At 51.2% G+C, this 18,631-nt stretch carries 16 protein-coding genes; 8 read left to right on the top strand and 8 right to left on the bottom strand.

From position 1 onward, the window contains the following. Positions 1 to 80 precede the first annotated feature (80 nt). Complete coding sequence (gene idi, locus DT73_RS22680) at positions 81 to 644, top strand: isopentenyl-diphosphate Delta-isomerase (RefSeq protein ID WP_036115903.1); 564 nt, start codon at positions 81 to 83, stop codon at positions 642 to 644. An 85-nt stretch (positions 645 to 729) separates the two neighbouring features. Here the strand turns inward: idi and DT73_RS22675 are convergent, their stop codons facing one another. The 4 genes from DT73_RS22675 to ligB form a co-directional block, all read right to left on the bottom strand. After that, positions 730 to 2,475 (bottom strand): tannase/feruloyl esterase family alpha/beta hydrolase, encoded by a 1,746-nt coding sequence (locus tag DT73_RS22675; protein ID WP_051691522.1) that lies wholly within the window; start codon positions 2,473 to 2,475, stop codon positions 730 to 732. A gap of 162 nt (positions 2,476 to 2,637) precedes the next feature. Beyond that, positions 2,638 to 3,360 (bottom strand): SDR family NAD(P)-dependent oxidoreductase, encoded by a 723-nt coding sequence (locus tag DT73_RS22670; RefSeq protein ID WP_036115659.1) that lies wholly within the window; start codon positions 3,358 to 3,360, stop codon positions 2,638 to 2,640. Next, a complete protein-coding gene (locus tag DT73_RS22665) occupies positions 3,357 to 3,797 on the bottom strand; it encodes a heme-binding protein (protein ID WP_051691521.1) in 441 nt (146 codons plus the stop codon). Before DT73_RS22665 ends, DT73_RS22670 begins: the two co-directional genes overlap by 4 nt. A 130-nt stretch (positions 3,798 to 3,927) precedes the next feature. Next, a complete protein-coding gene (gene ligB / locus DT73_RS22660) occupies positions 3,928 to 5,628 on the bottom strand; it encodes an NAD-dependent DNA ligase LigB (protein WP_036115657.1) in 1,701 nt (566 codons plus the stop codon). A gap of 241 nt (positions 5,629 to 5,869) precedes the next feature. Here ligB and gmk point away from each other — a divergent pair, with 241 nt between their 5' ends. Genes gmk through recG form a run of 5 tightly spaced genes read left to right on the top strand, consistent with a single transcriptional unit; the run spans position 5,870 to position 11,741 of the window. Next, positions 5,870 to 6,493, top strand: a complete 624-nt coding sequence (gmk, locus tag DT73_RS22655; protein ID WP_036115654.1) for a guanylate kinase — start codon at positions 5,870 to 5,872, stop codon at positions 6,491 to 6,493. 54 nt (positions 6,494 to 6,547) lie between these two features. Next, positions 6,548 to 6,823, top strand: coding sequence for a DNA-directed RNA polymerase subunit omega (rpoZ, locus tag DT73_RS22650; protein ID WP_036115651.1), 276 nt, complete (start codon positions 6,548 to 6,550; stop codon positions 6,821 to 6,823). Positions 6,824 to 6,841: 18 nt separating this feature from the next. After that, positions 6,842 to 8,959: a bifunctional GTP diphosphokinase/guanosine-3',5'-bis pyrophosphate 3'-pyrophosphohydrolase gene (gene spoT / locus DT73_RS22645; RefSeq protein ID WP_036115649.1), complete on the top strand. Its 2,118-nt coding sequence runs from the start codon at positions 6,842 to 6,844 to the stop codon at positions 8,957 to 8,959. Positions 8,960 to 8,965: 6 nt separating this feature from the next. After that, complete coding sequence (gene trmH, locus DT73_RS22640) at positions 8,966 to 9,655, top strand: tRNA (guanosine(18)-2'-O)-methyltransferase TrmH (RefSeq protein WP_036115646.1); 690 nt, start codon at positions 8,966 to 8,968, stop codon at positions 9,653 to 9,655. Between the two features lie 4 nt (positions 9,656 to 9,659). Beyond that, positions 9,660 to 11,741, top strand: coding sequence for an ATP-dependent DNA helicase RecG (gene recG / locus DT73_RS22635; RefSeq protein ID WP_036115643.1), 2,082 nt, complete (start codon positions 9,660 to 9,662; stop codon positions 11,739 to 11,741). A gap of 48 nt (positions 11,742 to 11,789) precedes the next feature. Here recG and gltS read toward each other — a convergent pair whose 3' ends face one another. Further along, positions 11,790 to 12,995: a sodium/glutamate symporter gene (gene gltS / locus DT73_RS22630; RefSeq protein ID WP_036115637.1), complete on the bottom strand. Its 1,206-nt coding sequence runs from the start codon at positions 12,993 to 12,995 to the stop codon at positions 11,790 to 11,792. A gap of 224 nt (positions 12,996 to 13,219) precedes the next feature. Between gltS and DT73_RS22625 the strand changes: the two genes are divergently transcribed. Together DT73_RS22625 and DT73_RS22620 are read left to right on the top strand one after the other, a co-directional pair. Beyond that, positions 13,220 to 14,620 (top strand): NCS2 family protein, encoded by a 1,401-nt coding sequence (locus DT73_RS22625; protein WP_036115634.1) that lies wholly within the window; start codon positions 13,220 to 13,222, stop codon positions 14,618 to 14,620. 183 nt (positions 14,621 to 14,803) lie between these two features. Then, positions 14,804 to 16,486 (top strand): AsmA family protein, encoded by a 1,683-nt coding sequence (locus tag DT73_RS22620; protein ID WP_036115631.1) that lies wholly within the window; start codon positions 14,804 to 14,806, stop codon positions 16,484 to 16,486. Positions 16,487 to 16,488: 2 nt separating this feature from the next. Here the strand turns inward: DT73_RS22620 and fabY are convergent, their stop codons facing one another. From fabY to yihX, 3 genes are read right to left on the bottom strand one after another with little or no spacing between them, the layout of a single operon-like run. Next, a complete protein-coding gene (fabY, locus tag DT73_RS22615) occupies positions 16,489 to 17,430 on the bottom strand; it encodes a fatty acid biosynthesis protein FabY (RefSeq protein ID WP_036115897.1) in 942 nt (313 codons plus the stop codon). A 47-nt stretch (positions 17,431 to 17,477) separates the two neighbouring features. After that, complete coding sequence (gene dtd, locus DT73_RS22610; protein WP_036115628.1) at positions 17,478 to 17,915, bottom strand: D-aminoacyl-tRNA deacylase; 438 nt, start codon at positions 17,913 to 17,915, stop codon at positions 17,478 to 17,480. A gap of 35 nt (positions 17,916 to 17,950) precedes the next feature. Continuing rightward, positions 17,951 to 18,556 carry a glucose-1-phosphatase gene (gene yihX / locus DT73_RS22605; protein WP_036115625.1) on the bottom strand — a complete coding sequence of 202 codons (606 nt, stop codon included), beginning with the start codon at positions 18,554 to 18,556 and terminating at the stop codon, positions 17,951 to 17,953. Positions 18,557 to 18,631 lie beyond the last annotated feature (75 nt).

Raw genomic sequence — 18,631 nt, 5'->3', positions numbered from 1 at the left:
GCGGCAGACCACCCCGATTATTGCCCATCCGTTATACTTCACATTTCCAGATATCCCTGGCCTGATACGAGAGTTTTATGATGCAACAAGAACATGTGGTGCTGCTCAATGCACGAGGCAAACCAGAAGGAATCCTGGAGAAGTACGCCGCGCATCATGAGAACACTCCGCTTCACCTGGCTTTTTCTTGCTGGGTATTTAATGCACAGGGGCAATATTTACTGACCCGCAGGGCATTAACCAAGAAGGCCTGGCCTGGCGTGTGGACTAATTCTGTTTGCGGTCACCCTCAATGGGAAGAAACACAGGAAGAGGCGATTCACCGCCGTTGCCAGTACGAAACAGGGGTGAATGTTGAAAACATAACCCCCGTCAGCCCACACTTTCGTTATTGCGAAACCGATGCCAACGGGATTATGGAAAACGAGATTTGCCCGGTATACGCGGCACTGGCCGTTAATGAAGTACAACCTCACCCTGAAGAAGTAATGGATTACCACTGGGTTCAGTTGAATGATGTCATCGCATCCGTGCGCCATACACCATGGGTATTTTCCCCCTGGATGGTACAACTTGTTTCCGATTCCAGTGCCATCAGTGCCCTGAACACTTTCGTGCAAAATATTACCAGATCTCAACGGTAAAAATGCCGGGCAAACCACCCGGCTGTGCAATAACAGGTAGTAACACAGGCGGGTTTGGCCTGTTGTTAATCCGCAATACCACGTATTACTTCTCCTGATGCGGCTGGAAAAAACCACCCCCCCGCCAGTCAGTGTAGAATGGCAGAACCTGGCGTTTAACCGGCTTATAGCTGCTCCCATTGGTACGTTCACCCTGCCCGCTGTATACCGCCATTAACGGAAACGGGTACACAGGGCGTGATGCTGCACCTGCCGGAATGGATTGCAGGCGAAAACGCGTTTTTCCATCCTGAACTGGTGGCATCATTGCTGCAGGTTTCGTTTTCCCTGCCCCGGCACCTTGCGGCTGGCCAAAGCTGTTCTCTGCTTTTGCCGGTGCCTGCCATGCCATTACAGCCTCTGGAGCCACACCATGTTCAACCCAGTTCATCATCGGTGTTAAGAAATCCACCAGTGATGGGCCTTCACCACCAGAACAGTGATACACGCCAGGAAGTAAATACAAACGCTCGAATGCATCACGCTGTGTCACTCCCATTGCCCGACCAACCGCCTGGTGAAAGGCAATAGAATTGATGGGCGAAATATGAGGGTCAGCCAACCCATGCCAAATAATCAGTTTGCCACCAGCCTGTTTAAACGCGGCAAGGTTCGGGTTTGTCGCATCGTATAAGCTGTGTAACGCGCGCAGCTTATCAAACATGTTTGCATCAAACGTCATATCTTTAAGCGTGAAACTGGCTCCGGGATTTTTCACAAAATTCATATAACGCAGTGAAGCCAGAGCAATACTACGACTCATTATCGGCCCATCTGCCGTCTGTGGCACAAAGACACCGGCCCATGCCAGCTCAGACCCAGGCAGAACACTGCCAACAACCAGTTTTTGCCCGGTTTTCGGGTCAACCGGGCCTGAATAGAATTGTTTAACAGCCTCAACTTCTTTGGATGACAGGCAGTTTGCCTGAGGAGTATCGCTGCCAGGCGGGCATTGCAATACTGCGGGATTGAAATGGCAGGTCATCGGGTCTGAGAGCAGCCCGTCTTTTTGGCCATCCAGCGCATCACAGGCATTCAGAACCGCATTATGAATCAAGGGCAATCTGTCTGCGGTAATAATCGCTTTACCTTCTTTATCCGTATTGGAAACTGCCATCCAGGAATGGTACAGGGCATTCTGCACCTGGAAGTTCATTGCAGCCGCCCCGGCAATGATGCCATTAAAATCTCGCGGGAACCGCTGCGCCTCCATTAAGGCCTCACGCCCACCATCCGAACAGCCATTAAAGTAGGACCATTTTGCAGCTTGTGCATAATAATGCTGGATCAGGCTTTTAGATGTCACCGCAGCCAGATGCTGAGCGCGCCAGGCAAAATCCTCGCGTTTTTGCTGCGAGTTACCAAAATCCACTTCTTCCATTGAGTGGCCCATATCCGTTGCAGCGAGAGCGAACCCGCCTTGCGCTAATGGGGCACACCCTGCAGCAGCACCAACATCCATCATGATGTTGCCGCACAAACCACCACAGCCTAATTGCATGTAGCGCCCGTTCCAGGTGGTCACCGGCAGAAGTGTTTTGATGGTTATGGATGGCATCAATTTACTACTGACCACACAGTAATTAACGGCGTTAATCGTTTCTTCTTTTGCCGAGCTGACCACACTGCCTTTGCCACCAATACCGGTCAAATCAACCTGCATAAGTGCTTCACACGCCTGTGCGGAAGGTACTGTAGCGATACCTGAATGCACAGATACTGGTTGGGCAAATACAGGAGAGATGAACAATGCCATCATGCCTGCCCATGCCAGTGCTATTAACATCCTCATAGCGGTTAACCTTTTATGTGTTTTAAAGAGGTAATGAAATAAAACCTGGCAGGTTACGAGTGCACTGTCAGGGAATAAAGGACCAAAATTGAATAAATGCAACAATGGGTAATGCAGGCAAAATTACTGCGCACTTAACACGCGCAGTAATTTAATCAGTTATCAGCCAAGCATAATGCCGCCATCAACCGCCAGACGCTGGCCTGTCACAAAACCGTTTTCCATCAGGAAAATATAAGCGGCAGCCAGTTCATCCATTGTTGCCAGGCGTTTCAGTGGGATATTTTCTTCAAAATGAGCTTGTGTACGGGCCAAATCATCTGCAGGTACATCGCGCCAGAATGGCGTGAGTGTCCATGTCGGTGCAACGGCATTTACCCGAACAGCAGGAGCCAGCTCCGCGGCTAACCCTTCAACTAAAGCGTTAATACCCAGGTTACCAACGTAACTGGCACAGGCATGTTGTGCTCGCCCTCCGGTGCCTGATGTAAATACCATACTGCCACCGGTATTGAGGTGTGGCGCTGCCAGTTTACCGATGAGCACATTCGTCATAAATTTAGAATGTATAACGTGTTCTATGGTTTCCATTTCAGCCTCCATAAAACCGCCGCCCATAACATCGCCCACCATAGACACCAGGTGGTCAAACTTGCCTTGTTGACTAAAAAACGCAGTCAAAGCCTGGTGGTCATGGGCATCAACCTGGTGTAATGAAACGTCTGAATGCAACAGAGAAAGCGTTTTTTTCGCATCGGCAAGGCGCCCAGGATTACGGCCAATTAGCATTAAATTAGCCCCTTTTTTGGCAGCCATTAACGCTACATGCAGGCCAATACCAGAAGCACCACCAATAATTGCGACTGTTTTTCCTTCAAGGCTCATTTTACCGCCTCCTCTACTGCCTGAGCCGCAGCATTGGCAACATAGCTGTCGTTTTCACCATGCGCACCACTGACCCCCACAGCACCAATCACAACGCCACCTACGATAACAGGAATACCACCTTCTAAAGGCGTAACACCCGGCGTACTCAAAAAACTGGGGTGCCCGTTATTAATGAAATCTTCAAATGCTTTAGAAGGCTCCCCTAATAGTGCTGCAGTTTTTGCTTTCTCACATGCCACTTGTATGGTGACACCACTGGCACCATCCTGCTTTTCAAAAGCCAGTAACTGGCCTGCAGGATCTACCACAGCAACGCTGATTTTCCAGCCATGCGTCCGGGCAGATTGCTGGGCTGCGACAATCGCCTTTCTGGCGCCAGCAAGCGTAAGTGAAGGAGTACGATGAAACAGAGCGGATTCAGTTGGTTCAGACATAAACGTTACCTGTGTTTTCACAAGCCTGATAGTGCTTGTTATTTATTAGATATATCTAAATTACAGGATAAAAATTCAAAAACATCATAATAATTAGTCATCACAGTATGATTTATTATAATAGATATATCTAAAAACCACCCTGTAAAAACCCAGCAATACCTTCCTCACCCAGCCAGCCCGCAAGGTGACTGACCTCCGGTGAATGTACAACACGCACAATCTCTTTTGCCCGCCCGGGCCCAATCCCGGCAAAGCGCTGCCAGTCGGCCTGAGTACGTTGTGTAACCTGTTCCCAGTGTGTATCCGCAAAAGCCCGGAAATGGCGTTCCGGGAGTGGAACACCCAACGCTTTGACCCAACGGGCAAAAGGCTGCTGGCGTGCCAGAGTGAATTGTTGCCACAAATAGCTGGCATGGGCCGCAGATATACCGGGGGTGCGAGCCAGGGCGCCTTCATCTAATTGCAGCCAGGAAAAAATATGCTCAAATTGGTGATGTTCAGTCAGCACCCGCCATCGCCCCGGCCCGATACCTTTCAGGCCCAGCGCCTGAGGTTGTGCTAACCCATTCAGCCGGGCAAGAAATTGTTCCTGGCAATGTTCAGCCAAAGGAGAAAAACAGCTCAACGCATGAAAGTGTGTTGAATCTGGTGGTTCAGGTTTAATACGTTCAGCCACACGCCACAGCACATCATCCAGCCGAGGGATCCCTTGCCCCGCCAGGCTGATTACAACCTGATCGCCTGGCGCGATATCCCATTCCAGCCAGCGCCGGACAGACCCAAGGCTAACTTTCTTCACCTGCTTATCATCTATTTGCACCGGGTGAAGGGTTGCCACAGCCGTCACTTTACCGGTACGCCCAACAGTAAAATCGATCCGTTTCACCTCAGCAATTTGTTGTTCAGGCGGGTATTTCCAGGCAACCAGCCAGCTATTCTCACCAGGCCGCCAGTGTTCTGCGGGCGCAGCATGCTCCGCCCGAATAATGATGCCATCAGTAGCAAAAGGTAAGGGTGAACGGAACCATGTGTCACGCCAGTGGGCGACATCGGTTACTGATGCCACAGGCTGTGACCAGCCTGACGTCAAAGTGAATCCGGCATCAGATAACACAGAAAACTGCCGGGATAACTCTTGCGGGCCATCCGGCCAGGCCCAGATAAAAAGGCCAATCCGGCTGAGGTGTAACCCAGGAACTTTACGCATCATAGCGCCCGCTACATAAGACCTGGCATTCAAACTGCCATCACGTTGTTGCACGTGCCCGGGCTCTCCAGCCTGCAAAAAGAGCTCCCCTTGCAGCACGGCATTAGCCAGCACCCCTTCCGTTCTTTGGGGCAAACCGGCGAGAAACGGGATCCGGTCGCTCCAGTCTTCTCCCTGCAGCCCATCACCACGGCTAAGCAAACGGGCTGGTTTCCCATCCTGATAAACCAGGGTAATGGCCACACCATCTACTTTAGGTTGTACCCACAACGCCGTTTTCCCTGACATCCAGCGAGCCACTGCAGCCATGTCGGATAACTTTTTCACCCCTGTATGAGCAACCGGATGCCAGTGTTTCCCAGGCCTGGCCTGAATGGCATCACTTCCTGCCGCCGAATACTGAAAACAACGTTGCCAAAATGCCAGGCGGCTACGGATTTGGTCATAAAGTTCATCGCCAATTTCACTCACACCGTTTTGCCAGTATGCGGTATCCCACGCGGATACCTGGGCAGACAACGCAGATATTTCATGGCCAGCGCGCAGGGGGGACCAGTTCGGGCACTGGGCCTGCACGAAAGAAATGCACAGCAACTGAATGAGTAATAAAACTATTTTCATACTCACCTCCTGAGTCCGTGCACTGTACGCGACAGGAAAGAGTGCGAATATGTTGAAAAGATGCGTTTGCGAAACATGCCGAAAACAAAAAGGCCTGTTGCAGGCTGCACAACAAAAATCAGGAATCCCGAACGAAAAATAAAGAAATTACAGCCTGAAACCAGACAAAGGCTACGTAATGGCAGGAGGTTGTGTATAATAAGCGCGTATTACTCACTTCTTTATTTCGAATCGAATACTCATGGCTCAAGGCACGCTTTATATTGTTTCCGCGCCAAGTGGTGCGGGGAAATCCAGTCTCATTCAGGCGTTACTGAAAACTCAGCCACTGTATGACACCCAGGTTTCCGTTTCTCATACCACCCGCTCCGCGCGCCCGGGCGAAATTCATGGTGAACACTACTATTTTGTTAACCATGATGAGTTTCGACAAATGATTGCTGAAGACGCCTTCCTGGAACATGCGGAAGTCTTTGGTAATTACTACGGCACGTCACGCCACACTATTGAACAAGTCTTGTCGACGGGTGTGGATGTTTTTCTGGATATCGACTGGCAGGGTGCCCAGCAGATCCGCAAAAAAATGCCGGAAGCACGCAGTATTTTTATTCTTCCACCTTCAAAAGTGGAACTGGACCGCCGCTTACGTGGCCGTGGTCAGGATAGTGAAGATGTCATTACCCGCCGAATGGCTCAGGCTGTTGCGGAAATGAGCCACTATGCCGAGTATGATTACCTTATTGTGAATGATGACTTTGATACCGCCCTGGGCGATTTAAAGACTATCATTCGGGCTGAACGCCTGCGTATGGGGCGACAAAAGCAACGTCATGATGCTTTAATCAGCAAACTATTGGCAGACTGAACCCGGATTCAGTATCATGCCCAGTCATTTCTTCACCTGTGGAGCACTTTAAATATGGCACGCGTAACTGTTCAGGACGCTGTAGAGAAAATTGGTAACCGTTTTGACCTGGTACTGGTCGCTGCGCGTCGCGCCCGCCAAATGCAGGCTGGTGGCAAAGATCCGCTGGTACCGGAAGAAAACGATAAACCCACCGTTATCGCATTGCGTGAAATCGAAGAAGGTTTGATTAACAACCAGATCCTCGATGTGCGTGAACGCCAGGAACAGCAAGAGCAGGAAGCCGCTGAATTGCAGGCTGTTACCGCGATTGCTGAAGGTCGTCGTTAATAACTCTGTAGGCACCCCTTGTACCTGTTTGAAAGCCTTAATCAACTGATTCAACATTACTTGCCTGAGGACCAAATTAAGCGCCTCAGGCAGGCATATCTTGTTGCGCGTGATGCTCACGAGGGGCAAACACGTTCAAGTGGTGAACCCTATATAACGCACCCTGTCGCTGTGGCTTGTATTCTGGCCGAAATGAAACTCGACCACGAAACACTCATGGCGGCACTGCTGCACGATGTTATCGAAGATACTCCGGCAACCTACCAGGATATGGAGCAGTTGTTTGGTAAAACTGTGGCCGAACTGGTCGAAGGGGTATCGAAACTCGATAAACTGAAGTTCCGCGATAAGAAAGAAGCGCAGGCTGAAAACTTTCGCAAAATGATCATGGCGATGGTGCAGGATATCCGCGTCATTCTGATCAAGCTCGCAGACCGTACCCATAATATGCGCACGCTGGGCTCTTTGCGCCCGGATAAACGCCGCCGTATTGCACGGGAAACGCTGGAAATATACAGCCCGCTGGCTCACCGCTTAGGTATTCATCACCTGAAAACTGAGCTGGAAGAGTTAGGTTTCGAGGCGCTCTACCCTAACCGTTATCGGGTCATCAAAGAAGTGGTAAAAGCCGCTCGCGGTAACCGCAAAGAGATGATCCAGAAAATCCTTTCTGAAATTGAAGGGCGGTTGCAAGAGGCAGGTATAGCCTGTCGCGTCAGTGGCAGGGAAAAACACCTTTATTCGATTTACTGCAAAATGGTGCTGAAAGAACAACGCTTTCATTCCATCATGGATATCTATGCTTTTCGCGTAATCGTTAAAGATGTGGACACCTGTTACCGTGTTTTGGGGCAGATGCACAGCCTGTATAAACCACGCCCAGGCCGGGTTAAAGACTACATTGCTATACCCAAAGCCAACGGATACCAGTCATTGCATACCTCAATGATTGGCCCCCATGGTGTACCCGTTGAAGTCCAGATTCGTACAGAAGATATGGACCAAATGGCCGAGATGGGGGTGGCTGCGCACTGGGCCTATAAAGGCCACGGTGAAAGCAGTACTACCGCGCAAATTCGGGCTCAGCGCTGGATGCAAAGCCTGCTCGAATTACAACAAAGTGCCGGTAACTCGTTTGAATTTATCGAAAGTGTAAAATCTGATCTGTTCCCGGATGAGATTTACGTTTTCACCCCGGAAGGGCGTATTGTTGAGCTCCCTGCCGGTGCCACACCCGTCGATTTTGCCTATGCGGTACACACAGATATTGGCCATGCCTGTGTCGGTGCCCGCGTAGACCGCCAGCCTTACCCGCTTTCCCAACCGCTTTCCAGTGGGCAAACCGTGGAAATCATCACCGCGCCAGGCGCTCGCCCTAATGCCGCATGGCTGAACTTTGTGGTCAGTTCGCGGGCGCGGGCTAAAATCCGCCAGGCGCTCAAGAACCTCAAGCGTGATGACTCAGTAAGCCTGGGCCGCCGCCTGTTAAGCCATGCATTAGGTGGCAGCCGTAAGCTTGCTGAGATCCCGGCAGAGAATCTGCAACGGGAACTGGAGCGCATGAAGCTTGGGTCTCTGGATGACCTGTTGGCAGAGATTGGCCTCGGTAATGCCATGAGTGTTGTGGTGGCAAAAAACCTGACTCATGGTGAAAACAGCGTACAGCAGCAAACAGCACCTGCGGAAAACCGTACTCACTTGCCAATAAAAGGCGCTGACGGTGTGATGGTGACGTTTGCAAAATGCTGCCGCCCAATTCCTGGCGACCCGATTCTTGCGCATGTCAGTCCTGGGAAAGGGCTGGTGATTCACCATGAATCCTGCCGTAACATCAAGGGCTACCAGAAAGAGCCAGAGAAATTCATGGCTGTTGAGTGGGATAAGGAAACCGAGCAAGAGTTTATCACCGAAATCAAGGTGGATATGTTCAACCACCAGGGTGCTCTGGCTAACCTGACTGCTGCGATTAATGCTTCTGGTTCTAACATTCAAAGCCTGAATACAGAAGAGAAAGATGGGCGGGTATACAGTGCATTTATTCGCCTGACAGCCCGGGACCGCGTACATCTGGCTAACATTATGCGCAAAATCCGCGTAATGCCGGATGTCATTAAAGTTAACCGCAACAGAAATTAAGCGTTTATGAATCCACAACGTTATGCGCGTATTTGCGAAATGCTCGCCCGCCGCCAGCCAGACCTGACAGTGTGCATGGAGCAGGTCCATAAACCGCATAATGTATCGGCTATTATTCGCACGGCAGATGCCGTGGGAGTACAGGAAGTGCACGCCGTATGGCCCGGGCACAAGTTACGTACCACGGTGTCTACAGCAGCCGGGAGTAATAGCTGGGTAGATGTCAAAACCCACCGCACTATCCAAAATGCTGTCACAACGCTAAAAGCGCGTGGCATGCAGGTCCTCGCCACTCATCTTTCAGATAGCGCCGTTGATTTTCGGGAAATCGACTACACTCGCCCAACCTGCATTCTTATGGGCCAGGAAAAAACAGGCATAACGCAGGAAGCCCTGGCACTGGCTGATCAGGACATTATCATTCCTATGACAGGCATGGTGCAGTCGTTAAATGTTTCTGTTGCTTCCGCACTTATCCTGTATGAAGCACAACGCCAGCGCCAAAACGCTGGTATGTATGCACGGGAAAACAGTATGTTGCCAGACAGCGTTCAGCAACGGCTGTTATTTGAAGGTGGTTACCCGGTGCTGGCTAAAGTCGCCAAACGTAAAGGCCTGCCCTACCCGCTGATTAACCATGCCGGGGAGATAGAGGCAGAGCCCAGTTGGTGGGCCAAAATGCAGTCGGCGGAATAATGCCATGAAAGGCCGCCTGCTGGATGCCATTCCCCTCAGTACACTGACCGGTGTAGGTGCCAGCCAGAGCAATAAACTGGCGAAAATCGGTTTGCACACCATCCAGGATCTCCTGCTACACCTCCCATTACGCTACGAAGACCGCACGCAACTCTATGCAATAGGGGATTTGCTGCCGGGGGTTTATGCCACGGTGGAAGGCGAGGTACTGAACTGCAGCGTGCAGTTTGGCCGCCGCCGCATGATGGTATGCCAAATAAGCGATGGCAGTGGCATTTTAACCATGCGGTTTTTCAATTTTAATGCGGCAATGAAAAACAGCCTGGCGACAGGGCGGCGAGTGCTGGCTTATGGGGAAGCGAAGCGCGGCAACCACGGGGCAGAAATGATTCACCCGGAATATCGTTTACAGGACGATACCAGTGCACCAGCATTACAGGAAACACTGACTCCGGTTTACCCCACAACAGAAGGTGTGCGCCAGGCAACGCTACGTAAACTCACCGACCAGGCGCTGGAGCTGCTGGGCAGTTGCGCAATCGCAGAGCTGTTACCACAAGAGCTGGCGCAAGGAATGATGAGCCTTCAGCAGGCATTGCACACGCTTCACCGGCCACCGCCTTCATTACAACTGGCTGACCTGGAAGCCGGGCAGCATCCGGCTCAACGCCGGCTGATTATGGAAGAGTTACTGGCGCATAACCTGAGTATGCTGGCATTAAGGGCCGGAGCCCGTCGTTATCACGCTCGTCCTTTGCCTGAAGATGATGCGCTCAAGCGTAGCTTTCTCACCCAGCTCCCCTTTTCCCCCACCGGTGCGCAGCAACGCGTTGTAGCGGAAATTGAGCAGGATATGGCGCAGGATACACCCATGATGCGCCTGGTCCAGGGCGATGTTGGTTCAGGGAAAACGCTGGTTTCCGCCCTTGCGGCGCTACGCGCTATTGCCGATGGGTGCCAGGTGGCATTAATGGCACCCACTGAATTACTGGCCGAACAACATGCTGCTAACTTTGCAGCCTGGTTTGAACCACTCGGAATTCAGGTGGGCTGGCTGGCTGGGAAACAGAAGGGTAAAGCACGCCAGGCTCAACAGGAAGCCATCGCCAGCGGCCAGGTGCAAATGATTGTCGGCACCCATGCTATTTTCCAGGAGCAGGTTGAGTTTCACAACCTGGCTCTGGTTATCATTGATGAGCAGCACCGTTTTGGGGTCCACCAGCGCCTGGCTTTGTGGGAAAAAGGGGAGAAACAAGGCTTCCACCCGCATCAGTTAATTATGACAGCAACCCCCATCCCCCGCACACTTGCGATGACAGCCTACGCAGACCTGGATACTTCGGTAATAGATGAATTACCGCCAGGCAGAACACCAGTGACAACTGTCGCCATTCCTGATACCCGCCGCCCGGATATTATTGAGCGCGTTCGCCATGCCTGTGCAGAAGAAGGGCGCCAGGCTTACTGGGTGTGTACGTTGATTGAGGAATCTGAGTTACTGGAAGCCCAGGCAGCAGAAGCTACGTGGGAAGAGTTAAAAGTCACGTTGCCGGGTTTATCTGTTGGTTTGGTCCATGGGCGCATGAAGCCACAGGAAAAACAGGCGGTCATGCAGGATTTTAAATCCGGGAAACTCCATCTGTTAGTCGCCACCACGGTAATTGAAGTGGGTGTTGATGTTCCCAATGCCAGCCTGATGATCATTGAAAACCCGGAACGCCTTGGGCTGGCCCAGTTACACCAGCTACGAGGGCGTGTTGGCCGTGGTGCGGTAGCCTCGCATTGTGTCCTGCTCTACAAATCACCGTTATCCAAAACGGCGCAAATGCGCCTGCAAGTGCTGCGCGACAGTAACGACGGGTTTGTGATTGCACAAAAAGACCTGGAAATTCGTGGGCCGGGTGAATTGCTTGGTACACGTCAGACGGGGAATGCGGAGTTTAAAGTCGCTGACCTGTTACGCGACCAGAGAATGATACCGGAAGTACAACGCCTGGCACGCCACATCCATGAAAAATACCCCCAACAAGCGCTTGCGCTCATTGAGCGCTGGATGCCAGAAACTGAGCGTTATTCTAATGCCTGATACCCCACGGCTGTAAAAACCGCGGGGTATTGTTTAGCACGTAATATGTCATGCACCAAAAATTGGCAACAACAAATAGAGCTTAATCACCAGAGCATTCACAATATCGATAAAGAATGCACCCACCATTGGAACCACCAGAAACGCCATATGCGATGGCCCGAAGCGGTCAGTAATTGCCTGCATATTTGCAATGGCTGTTGGTGTTGCCCCCAGACCGAAACCACAATGCCCGGCTGCCAGTACTGCCGCATCATAACCTTTGCCCATCAGTCGCCATGTCACGAAGATGGCATACAGCGCCATAGACAGTGCCTGCACCGCCAGAATTGCCAGCATCGGTAATGCCAGAGAAGCCAGTTCCCATAATTTCAGGCTCATCAGCGCCATGGCAAGAAACAAGGAAAGGCTGACGTTACCAAGCACAGAGACCGCCCGGTCAAATACCTGATAGAAACCAATAGCAGACAGAGTATTACTGAGGATAACGCCGACAAACAGCACGCAAACAAAAGTAGGCAGTTCAAGCACTGTCCCTTGCAACAGCTGAGCGACAATACGCCCCAGCGTTAAGCAAATGGCAATCATGGCAATGGTTTCCACCAGTACCAGTGACGTGATCATGCGGCCGATATCTGGCTTTTCGAATGCTGAAGGTACAGCGTTATCATCCGGAGTACCATCTGGAGTGGATGAGTGTTTGACCAAATAACGCGCGACCGGGCCACCAATCAGCCCACCCAGCACCAAACCAAATGTCGCACAGGCCATTGCCACTTCGGTGGCATTTTCAAACCCGTAACGCTCGGTAAAAAGTTTACTCCAGGCAGCACCAGTGCCATGGCCGCCAGACAGCGTAATCGACCCGGCTAACAGACCCATTAGTGGGTCAAGCCCGAGCACTTTTGCCATACCAATGCCGATGGCGTTCTGCATCAGTAACAGACCAACAACGACAATCAAAAATGTACCAAGGACTTTGCCGCCCGAGCGCAGGCTGGCGATATTGGCATTGAGCCCGATAGTGGCAAAAAAAGCCAACATTAGCGGGTCTTTTAGCGACATATCAAACTCAACTTCCCAGCTTGTCGTCAGTTTGAGCAACAGCAATGCCAGTGCGACCAGTAACCCACCAGCGACAGGTTCAGGAATAGTGTATTTTTTCAGGATTGGAACGGTTTGAACCAGTTTACGCCCCAGCAACAGTACCAGGGTCGCGGCGACCAGCGTAGATAAGGTATCGAGATGAAACATATTGAAATACTCCATGTGCGCATCAGTTGCTGCACGCTATCGTCCTGTAATAAGAAATATCACCAAAAAGCGGATAGACGCATTATTCTAACTAAAAAACAGCCAGAGCTTAGCATAAAAACCAGTTTTCCAGTTATTAACATCATTTTTACAAAAAGCAACCGTTTGCTTTTACCATTTAGTCCGATAAAATCACCGCTTTTCCACCACGAGATATCCCAATAATGTCCGCGAGCCATTCAGAAGCAGAAAATACGCAAACGGTTGCTCAGCCACCGCGTAATAGTGAACTCATTTATCATCTGGAAGACAGGCCGCCTTTGCCGCAAACCTTGTTTGCTGCCTGCCAGCATTTATTGGCTATGTTTGTCGCGGTGATCACTCCGGCACTATTAATCTGCCAGGCGCTGGGGTTACCAGCTGCGGATACCCAACACATCATCAGCATGTCGTTATTTGCATCCGGTGTGGCATCCATCATTCAAATTAAAGCCTGGGGCCCGGTAGGTTCCGGTTTATTGTCCATTCAGGGAACCAGCTTTAACTTTGTTTCTCCATTGATCATGGGGGGGCTGGCGCTGAAAAATGGTGGGGCAGATATTCCAACAATGATGGCGGCGCTGTTTGGCACATTGATGCTGGCAAGCTGTACCGAAATGGTACTGTCGCGCGTTCTGCACCTTGCCCGGCGCATTATCACACCACTGGTTTCGGGCGTAGTGGTCATGATTATCGGGTTATCTCTGATTCAGGTCGGCCTGACATCTATTGGTGGTGGTTACGCTGCCATGAACGACCACAGCTTTGGCTCCCCTAAAAACCTGTTACTGGCAGGGATAGTTCTGGCCGTCATTATTCTGCTTAACCGCCAGCGTAACCCTTATTTACGGGTTGCATCGCTAGTGATTGCCATGGCAATCGGCTACCTTGCTGCAGGGCTTATGGGCATGCTGCCCGAAAACACCACGGCCGCTAACCAGGCGCTGATTATGGTGCCCACACCGCTTTATTATGGCCTCGGCTTTGACTGGAATCTGTTGGTGCCACTAATGCTGGTATTTATGGTGACCTCGCTGGAAACGATTGGCGATATTACTGCCACGTCGGATGTTTCAGAACAACCGGTTTCCGGGCCGTTATACATGAAGCGCCTTAAAGGTGGTGTACTGGCAAATGGCCTGAACTCAATGGTTTCCGCTATTTTCAACACCTTCCCGAACTCCTGCTTTGGCCAAAACAACGGGGTTATCCAGTTAACGGGTGTGGCAAGCCGCTATGTCGGGTTTGTGGTTGCACTGATGCTCATCATTTTGGGCCTGTTCCCGGCTGTTAGCGGGTTTGTACAACATATTCCTGAACCTGTTCTGGGCGGTGCCACCATTGTGATGTTCGGCACCATCGCCGCATCAGGTGTCCGAATTGTGTCTCGTGAACCGTTAAACCGCCGCGCCATCCTGATAATCGCATTATCGCTGGCGGTAGGTTTGGGCGTATCTCAACAGCCATTGATTCTGCAGTTTGCTCCTGACTGGCTGAAAAACATGCTCTCTTCCGGGATTGCTGCAGGTGGGATCACTGCTATTCTGCTGAATCTGATTTTCCCGCAAGAAAAAGAAAAGCAATAACAGCTGTTATTCGGTATTGGCCCGGTTTGCACAACAGGGCCAGTACCGGCATATTTGCCCGATATTCTGCCTATTTTCTCACCTGTTCCTGTTTTCGGATGCAACTCCTCACATATCCACCCTTGAGGTCTGTATATTTTTAAGGCATAACACCCGAATGATATCTGCGCAGGATGGAAGACTATGAAATTCGCAGGAAAGTTTATTTTCGCACTGCTGCTCGTCGTCTTTGCGGTGCTGGTTGCAGGGTATTTTGTGGTGCAGACCCCGTGGGGAACCGGGAAAATTGTCCGCTGGGTTAACAACAACACGGGTTATGATTTAAAAATTCAGTCTGTTTCGCACTCCTGGCGCGCGCCAGACCATGTCATGCTGTCTGGTGTTACATTTGGCAGGAAAGGCCATTCAGCCACTCTGGTGGCAAAGCAGGTGGATATAGGCCTGAGCGCACGGCAGTTTTCAGAACCTCTGCATGTGGATACCATCCTGTTAGACGGTGGTACCCTGAATTTATTACCTTCTGCCGCACCACTACCTTTTCAGGCTGAGCGGTTACAACTCACCAATATGGCTATTAACAGCCCGGAGACTGGTTGGAATCTTACCGCTCAACGGGTAAGTGGTGGGCTGGTGCCCTGGAAACCTGAACCTGGCAGTATTCTGGGGCGAAACACCCAAATACAGCTCAGTGCCGGGTCGCTGTCACTAAATGGTATCCCGGCCACAAATGTACTGATACAGGGCAAAATTGCGCAGCAGGAAGTTATTCTGCAAACTGTGGGCGCTGATATTGCGCGCGGAGCATTAACAGCCAGTGCCCGGCGCAATTCCGACGGTAGTTGGGAAATTGAGATGCTACGGCTTAACGATATTCGCCTGCAAACTGCTAAATCACTGGCAGATTTTCTGGCCCCGTTAGCCACCGCGCCCTCATTAATGATTGACCGCCTGGAAGTGACCGGCGCACGCATGGAAGGGCCACAATGGGCAATTACCGATTTGAACTTCGGCCTGCGCAACCTGGCTCTGGCAAAAGGCGAGTGGAGCAGCAGTGACGGGCAAATATCCCTGAATGCCAGCGATATTATTTATGGGCCGTTTCAGTTCACAGACCCAATTTTTAATGCAGATTTGTCTGCAGATGGCATCAAAATTCGCCAGTTTTCGTCACGCTGGGAACGCGGGATGATTCGTGCTGACGGGCAATGGTTGCGGCAATCTCACACTCTGGCACTGAATGAAGTTGCCGTTGCCGGGCTGGAATACACACTACCCGCGCAATGGAAAACCTGGTGGCAAACCGCTTTGCCAGACTGGCTCCAGACAGTAACTATTGGGCGCTTTTCTGCCAGCCGTAATTTACTGATTGATATTAATCCTGATTTCCCATTCCAGTTTACTGCGCTTGATGGCGACGGTTCGGGTCTGACTTTGGTGAAAAATAACCAGTGGGGAATTTGGCAGGGTACGCTGAACTTCGCCGCCGCAGGAGCAACGTTCAATAAAGTGGATGTCCGGCGGCCATCAATCAATTTGACCGCCACACCCGATAATATTGCAGTAACCGAACTCAGTGCTTTTACCGAAAAAGGCCTGTTGGATGCTAAAGCACAGGTAAGCCAGGCAGCAGAACGGGGGCTCTCGTTACAACTTTCAGGGAAAGGTGTTCCCCTGGATATTCTGCATAACTGGGGTTGGCCAGGCGTTCCGCTTTCGGGCAATGGTAACCTGCAATTGTTACTACATGGCCGTTTGCAGGCCGGGTTGCCCCTTGCCCCCGGCATGAACGGCACACTGCACCTGACAGACAGCAAAGGCGACCAGGTTGTGCAAACTATGAATCAGGGAAGCGTGGCAGGGAATTAACCCTACTCCTCTTCATTTCCCCCCGCTTCCAGCGCGCCGAACGGTTGCGCCGGAAGCACCATATACACCCCTTCGAATACCGCGCCCAGGTGTTCATCGCCAAATAATTTAACCTGCAACTGCACGCGTGATTTTCGCCCGCGGGCCAGGCGATCAAGATCGCCACTGAGTGTTTCCAGGCTGGCCTCTGCCCCTGGCTTACCGGCAATCGGCTTGCTATAGCGAATGTGCGCATCAGCCAAAATAATGGTTCCACCCAAATGGCGCTCACGCAGCATCAGCCAGATAAGCCCCCAACCGGTCAGGGTTGCCAAAGAGAATAAACTCCCGGCAAATAAGGTATGGTGCGGGTTTTGGTTACCCGTTTCCGGCATGGTGGTAATAAATTTCTGCCCGGTATACTGCAAAATGCGCACACCCATTTTCTCACTCAATGGAATATGCTGATACCAGGCTTGCTGAAGCTGCCCGCACCAGTCAGCACGGTGCAAAATATCATCCAGCGTCTGGATAGGTTTTATCATCAAAAAATGGCGTACTGGTGTAGTTTGAGGCGTGGTTATTTCCCCCTGGTTCACGAAGCCCAGCTTGGCAAAGAACTCAACGGCATCTTCACGGGCACTACAGACCACGCGCTTCACACCTTCCTGCCGGGCAACCGATTCCAGCGTCATCGCCACCAGTGTCCCCAGGCCTTTATCCTGCACGGAGGGGTCAACAGCCATAAAGCGAATCGCCGCTTCGTTGTCGGCATTTACATACAGGCGTCCAACTGCGACAGGGTTGCCCTCCTCGTCCACAACCATTTGATGGTGCGCCATTGCATCCCAGGCATCACGTTCAGAGCCTTTTGGCTGGTGCAAAGGTTTGCGCAGCATCTCCCAACGAAATTGGTAATAGCGTTCAAGTTCTTCTTCTGTTTGTGGTACGCGCAGGTGATACATATGCGTATTCTCTCTTGTCGCCCGGGTGCGTTGCTGGGCCAGATGGTTCATGTTTGCAACCAGAACGTTACCGGGCCGTCATTCACCAAAGACACCTTCATGTCTGCAGCAAAACGCCCGGTTTCCGTTGCGACTCCCTGCATACGGCAACGCTCAACAAAATATTCGTAAAATTCATTCGCCATGTCTGGTGGTGCACCGCGAGAAAACCCCGGACGCATGCCACGGCTGGTATCTGCCGGCAATGTAAACTGAGAAACCACCAGAACACTGCCGCCAGCCTGTTGAACATTCAGGTTCATTTTGTCATTTTCGTCCTGAAAAATGCGGTAACCAAGCACGCGTTCACACAAACGATCTGCCTTCTGGTGGGTGTCTTCTTTTTCGACACCTAATAACACTAAAAGTCCTGATCCAATCTGACCAGTAATCATGCCATCCACCTTTACGCAGGCTTCAGACACACGTTGTATTAAAGCAATCATGATGAATTCTTATTGGATGAATGGAGACAATCAAGTCAGGTCGCCTGGTTGTGTTCAGCAAACCAGGCAGGAATACGTTTACGGTCATCGACCAACACACTGGTTATACCCAGTTGCTGAGCCGCATTAATATTCTCATGGTTGTCATCAAAAAATACGGCATCACTGGCTGCCACACCTTCCTGGCTCAGAACATATTGGTAAATCTCAGGTTCAGGTTTGCGCATCCCGATTTCATGAGAAAGGTAGACATGTGAAGCGGCATCATCCACCTCGGGCCAGCGCTCACGCCAGAACAACGTATGCAACAGGTTGGTATTAGACAACACCACCACGCGTTGTTGCTGTGCGCGCAATGAACGCATGATATCGATAACCTCAGGGCGCAAACCCACAAAAACCGCCTGCCAGCCTTCAGTAAATTGCGCCGGGCTCAGGGGCAAACACAGTTCATGAGACATATTCTGAATAAATACATCATCGCTGATTTCCCCGCGTTCATGGCGCTGAAAACTCTCCCCCATATGAAAACGCTCCTGCACTCTGGCCAGCGGTACATGGGTATAGTGACTCCAGGTGCCAAGCACACGGTTAAAATCGATATCGATAATGACATTCCCAAGGTCAAAGATATAAAGCATTGCATCTTCTCCAGTGAGGCCATGGAGAATTAACTGTAGCGGTAATCGCTTGATTTGACTATCCGGCAGGTAACA

Origin of the sequence: Mangrovibacter sp. MFB070 (genome assembly GCF_000705335.1) — a bacterium.
Taxonomy (GTDB): Bacteria; Pseudomonadota; Gammaproteobacteria; order Enterobacterales; family Enterobacteriaceae; genus Mangrovibacter; species Mangrovibacter plantisponsor.
The sequence above is the reverse complement of the archived record's forward strand: the minus strand, read 5'-3'. Positions and strand labels throughout refer to the sequence as shown.

What these genes read in the sequence shown, in the direction of transcription:
- idi (WP_036115903.1), top strand. Translation starts at nt 81, where the DNA reads ATGCAACAAGAACATGTGGTGCTGCTCAATGCACGAGGCAAACCAGAA.
- ligB (WP_036115657.1), bottom strand. Translation starts at nt 5,628, where the DNA reads ATGAAAATAGTTTTATTACTCATTCAGTTGCTGTGCATTTCTTTCGTG.
- gmk (WP_036115654.1), top strand. Translation starts at nt 5,870, where the DNA reads ATGGCTCAAGGCACGCTTTATATTGTTTCCGCGCCAAGTGGTGCGGGG.
- DT73_RS22665 (WP_051691521.1), bottom strand. Translation starts at nt 3,797, where the DNA reads ATGTCTGAACCAACTGAATCCGCTCTGTTTCATCGTACTCCTTCACTT.
- dtd (WP_036115628.1), bottom strand. Translation starts at nt 17,915, where the DNA reads ATGATTGCTTTAATACAACGTGTGTCTGAAGCCTGCGTAAAGGTGGAT.
- DT73_RS22620 (WP_036115631.1), top strand. Translation starts at nt 14,804, where the DNA reads ATGAAATTCGCAGGAAAGTTTATTTTCGCACTGCTGCTCGTCGTCTTT.
- rpoZ (WP_036115651.1), top strand. Translation starts at nt 6,548, where the DNA reads ATGGCACGCGTAACTGTTCAGGACGCTGTAGAGAAAATTGGTAACCGT.
- DT73_RS22625 (WP_036115634.1), top strand. Translation starts at nt 13,220, where the DNA reads ATGTCCGCGAGCCATTCAGAAGCAGAAAATACGCAAACGGTTGCTCAG.
- recG (WP_036115643.1), top strand. Translation starts at nt 9,660, where the DNA reads ATGAAAGGCCGCCTGCTGGATGCCATTCCCCTCAGTACACTGACCGGT.
- DT73_RS22670 (WP_036115659.1), bottom strand. Translation starts at nt 3,360, where the DNA reads ATGAGCCTTGAAGGAAAAACAGTCGCAATTATTGGTGGTGCTTCTGGT.
- yihX (WP_036115625.1), bottom strand. Translation starts at nt 18,556, where the DNA reads ATGCTTTATATCTTTGACCTTGGGAATGTCATTATCGATATCGATTTT.
- fabY (WP_036115897.1), bottom strand. Translation starts at nt 17,430, where the DNA reads ATGTATCACCTGCGCGTACCACAAACAGAAGAAGAACTTGAACGCTAT.
- gltS (WP_036115637.1), bottom strand. Translation starts at nt 12,995, where the DNA reads ATGTTTCATCTCGATACCTTATCTACGCTGGTCGCCGCGACCCTGGTA.
- trmH (WP_036115646.1), top strand. Translation starts at nt 8,966, where the DNA reads ATGAATCCACAACGTTATGCGCGTATTTGCGAAATGCTCGCCCGCCGC.
- DT73_RS22675 (WP_051691522.1), bottom strand. Translation starts at nt 2,475, where the DNA reads ATGAGGATGTTAATAGCACTGGCATGGGCAGGCATGATGGCATTGTTC.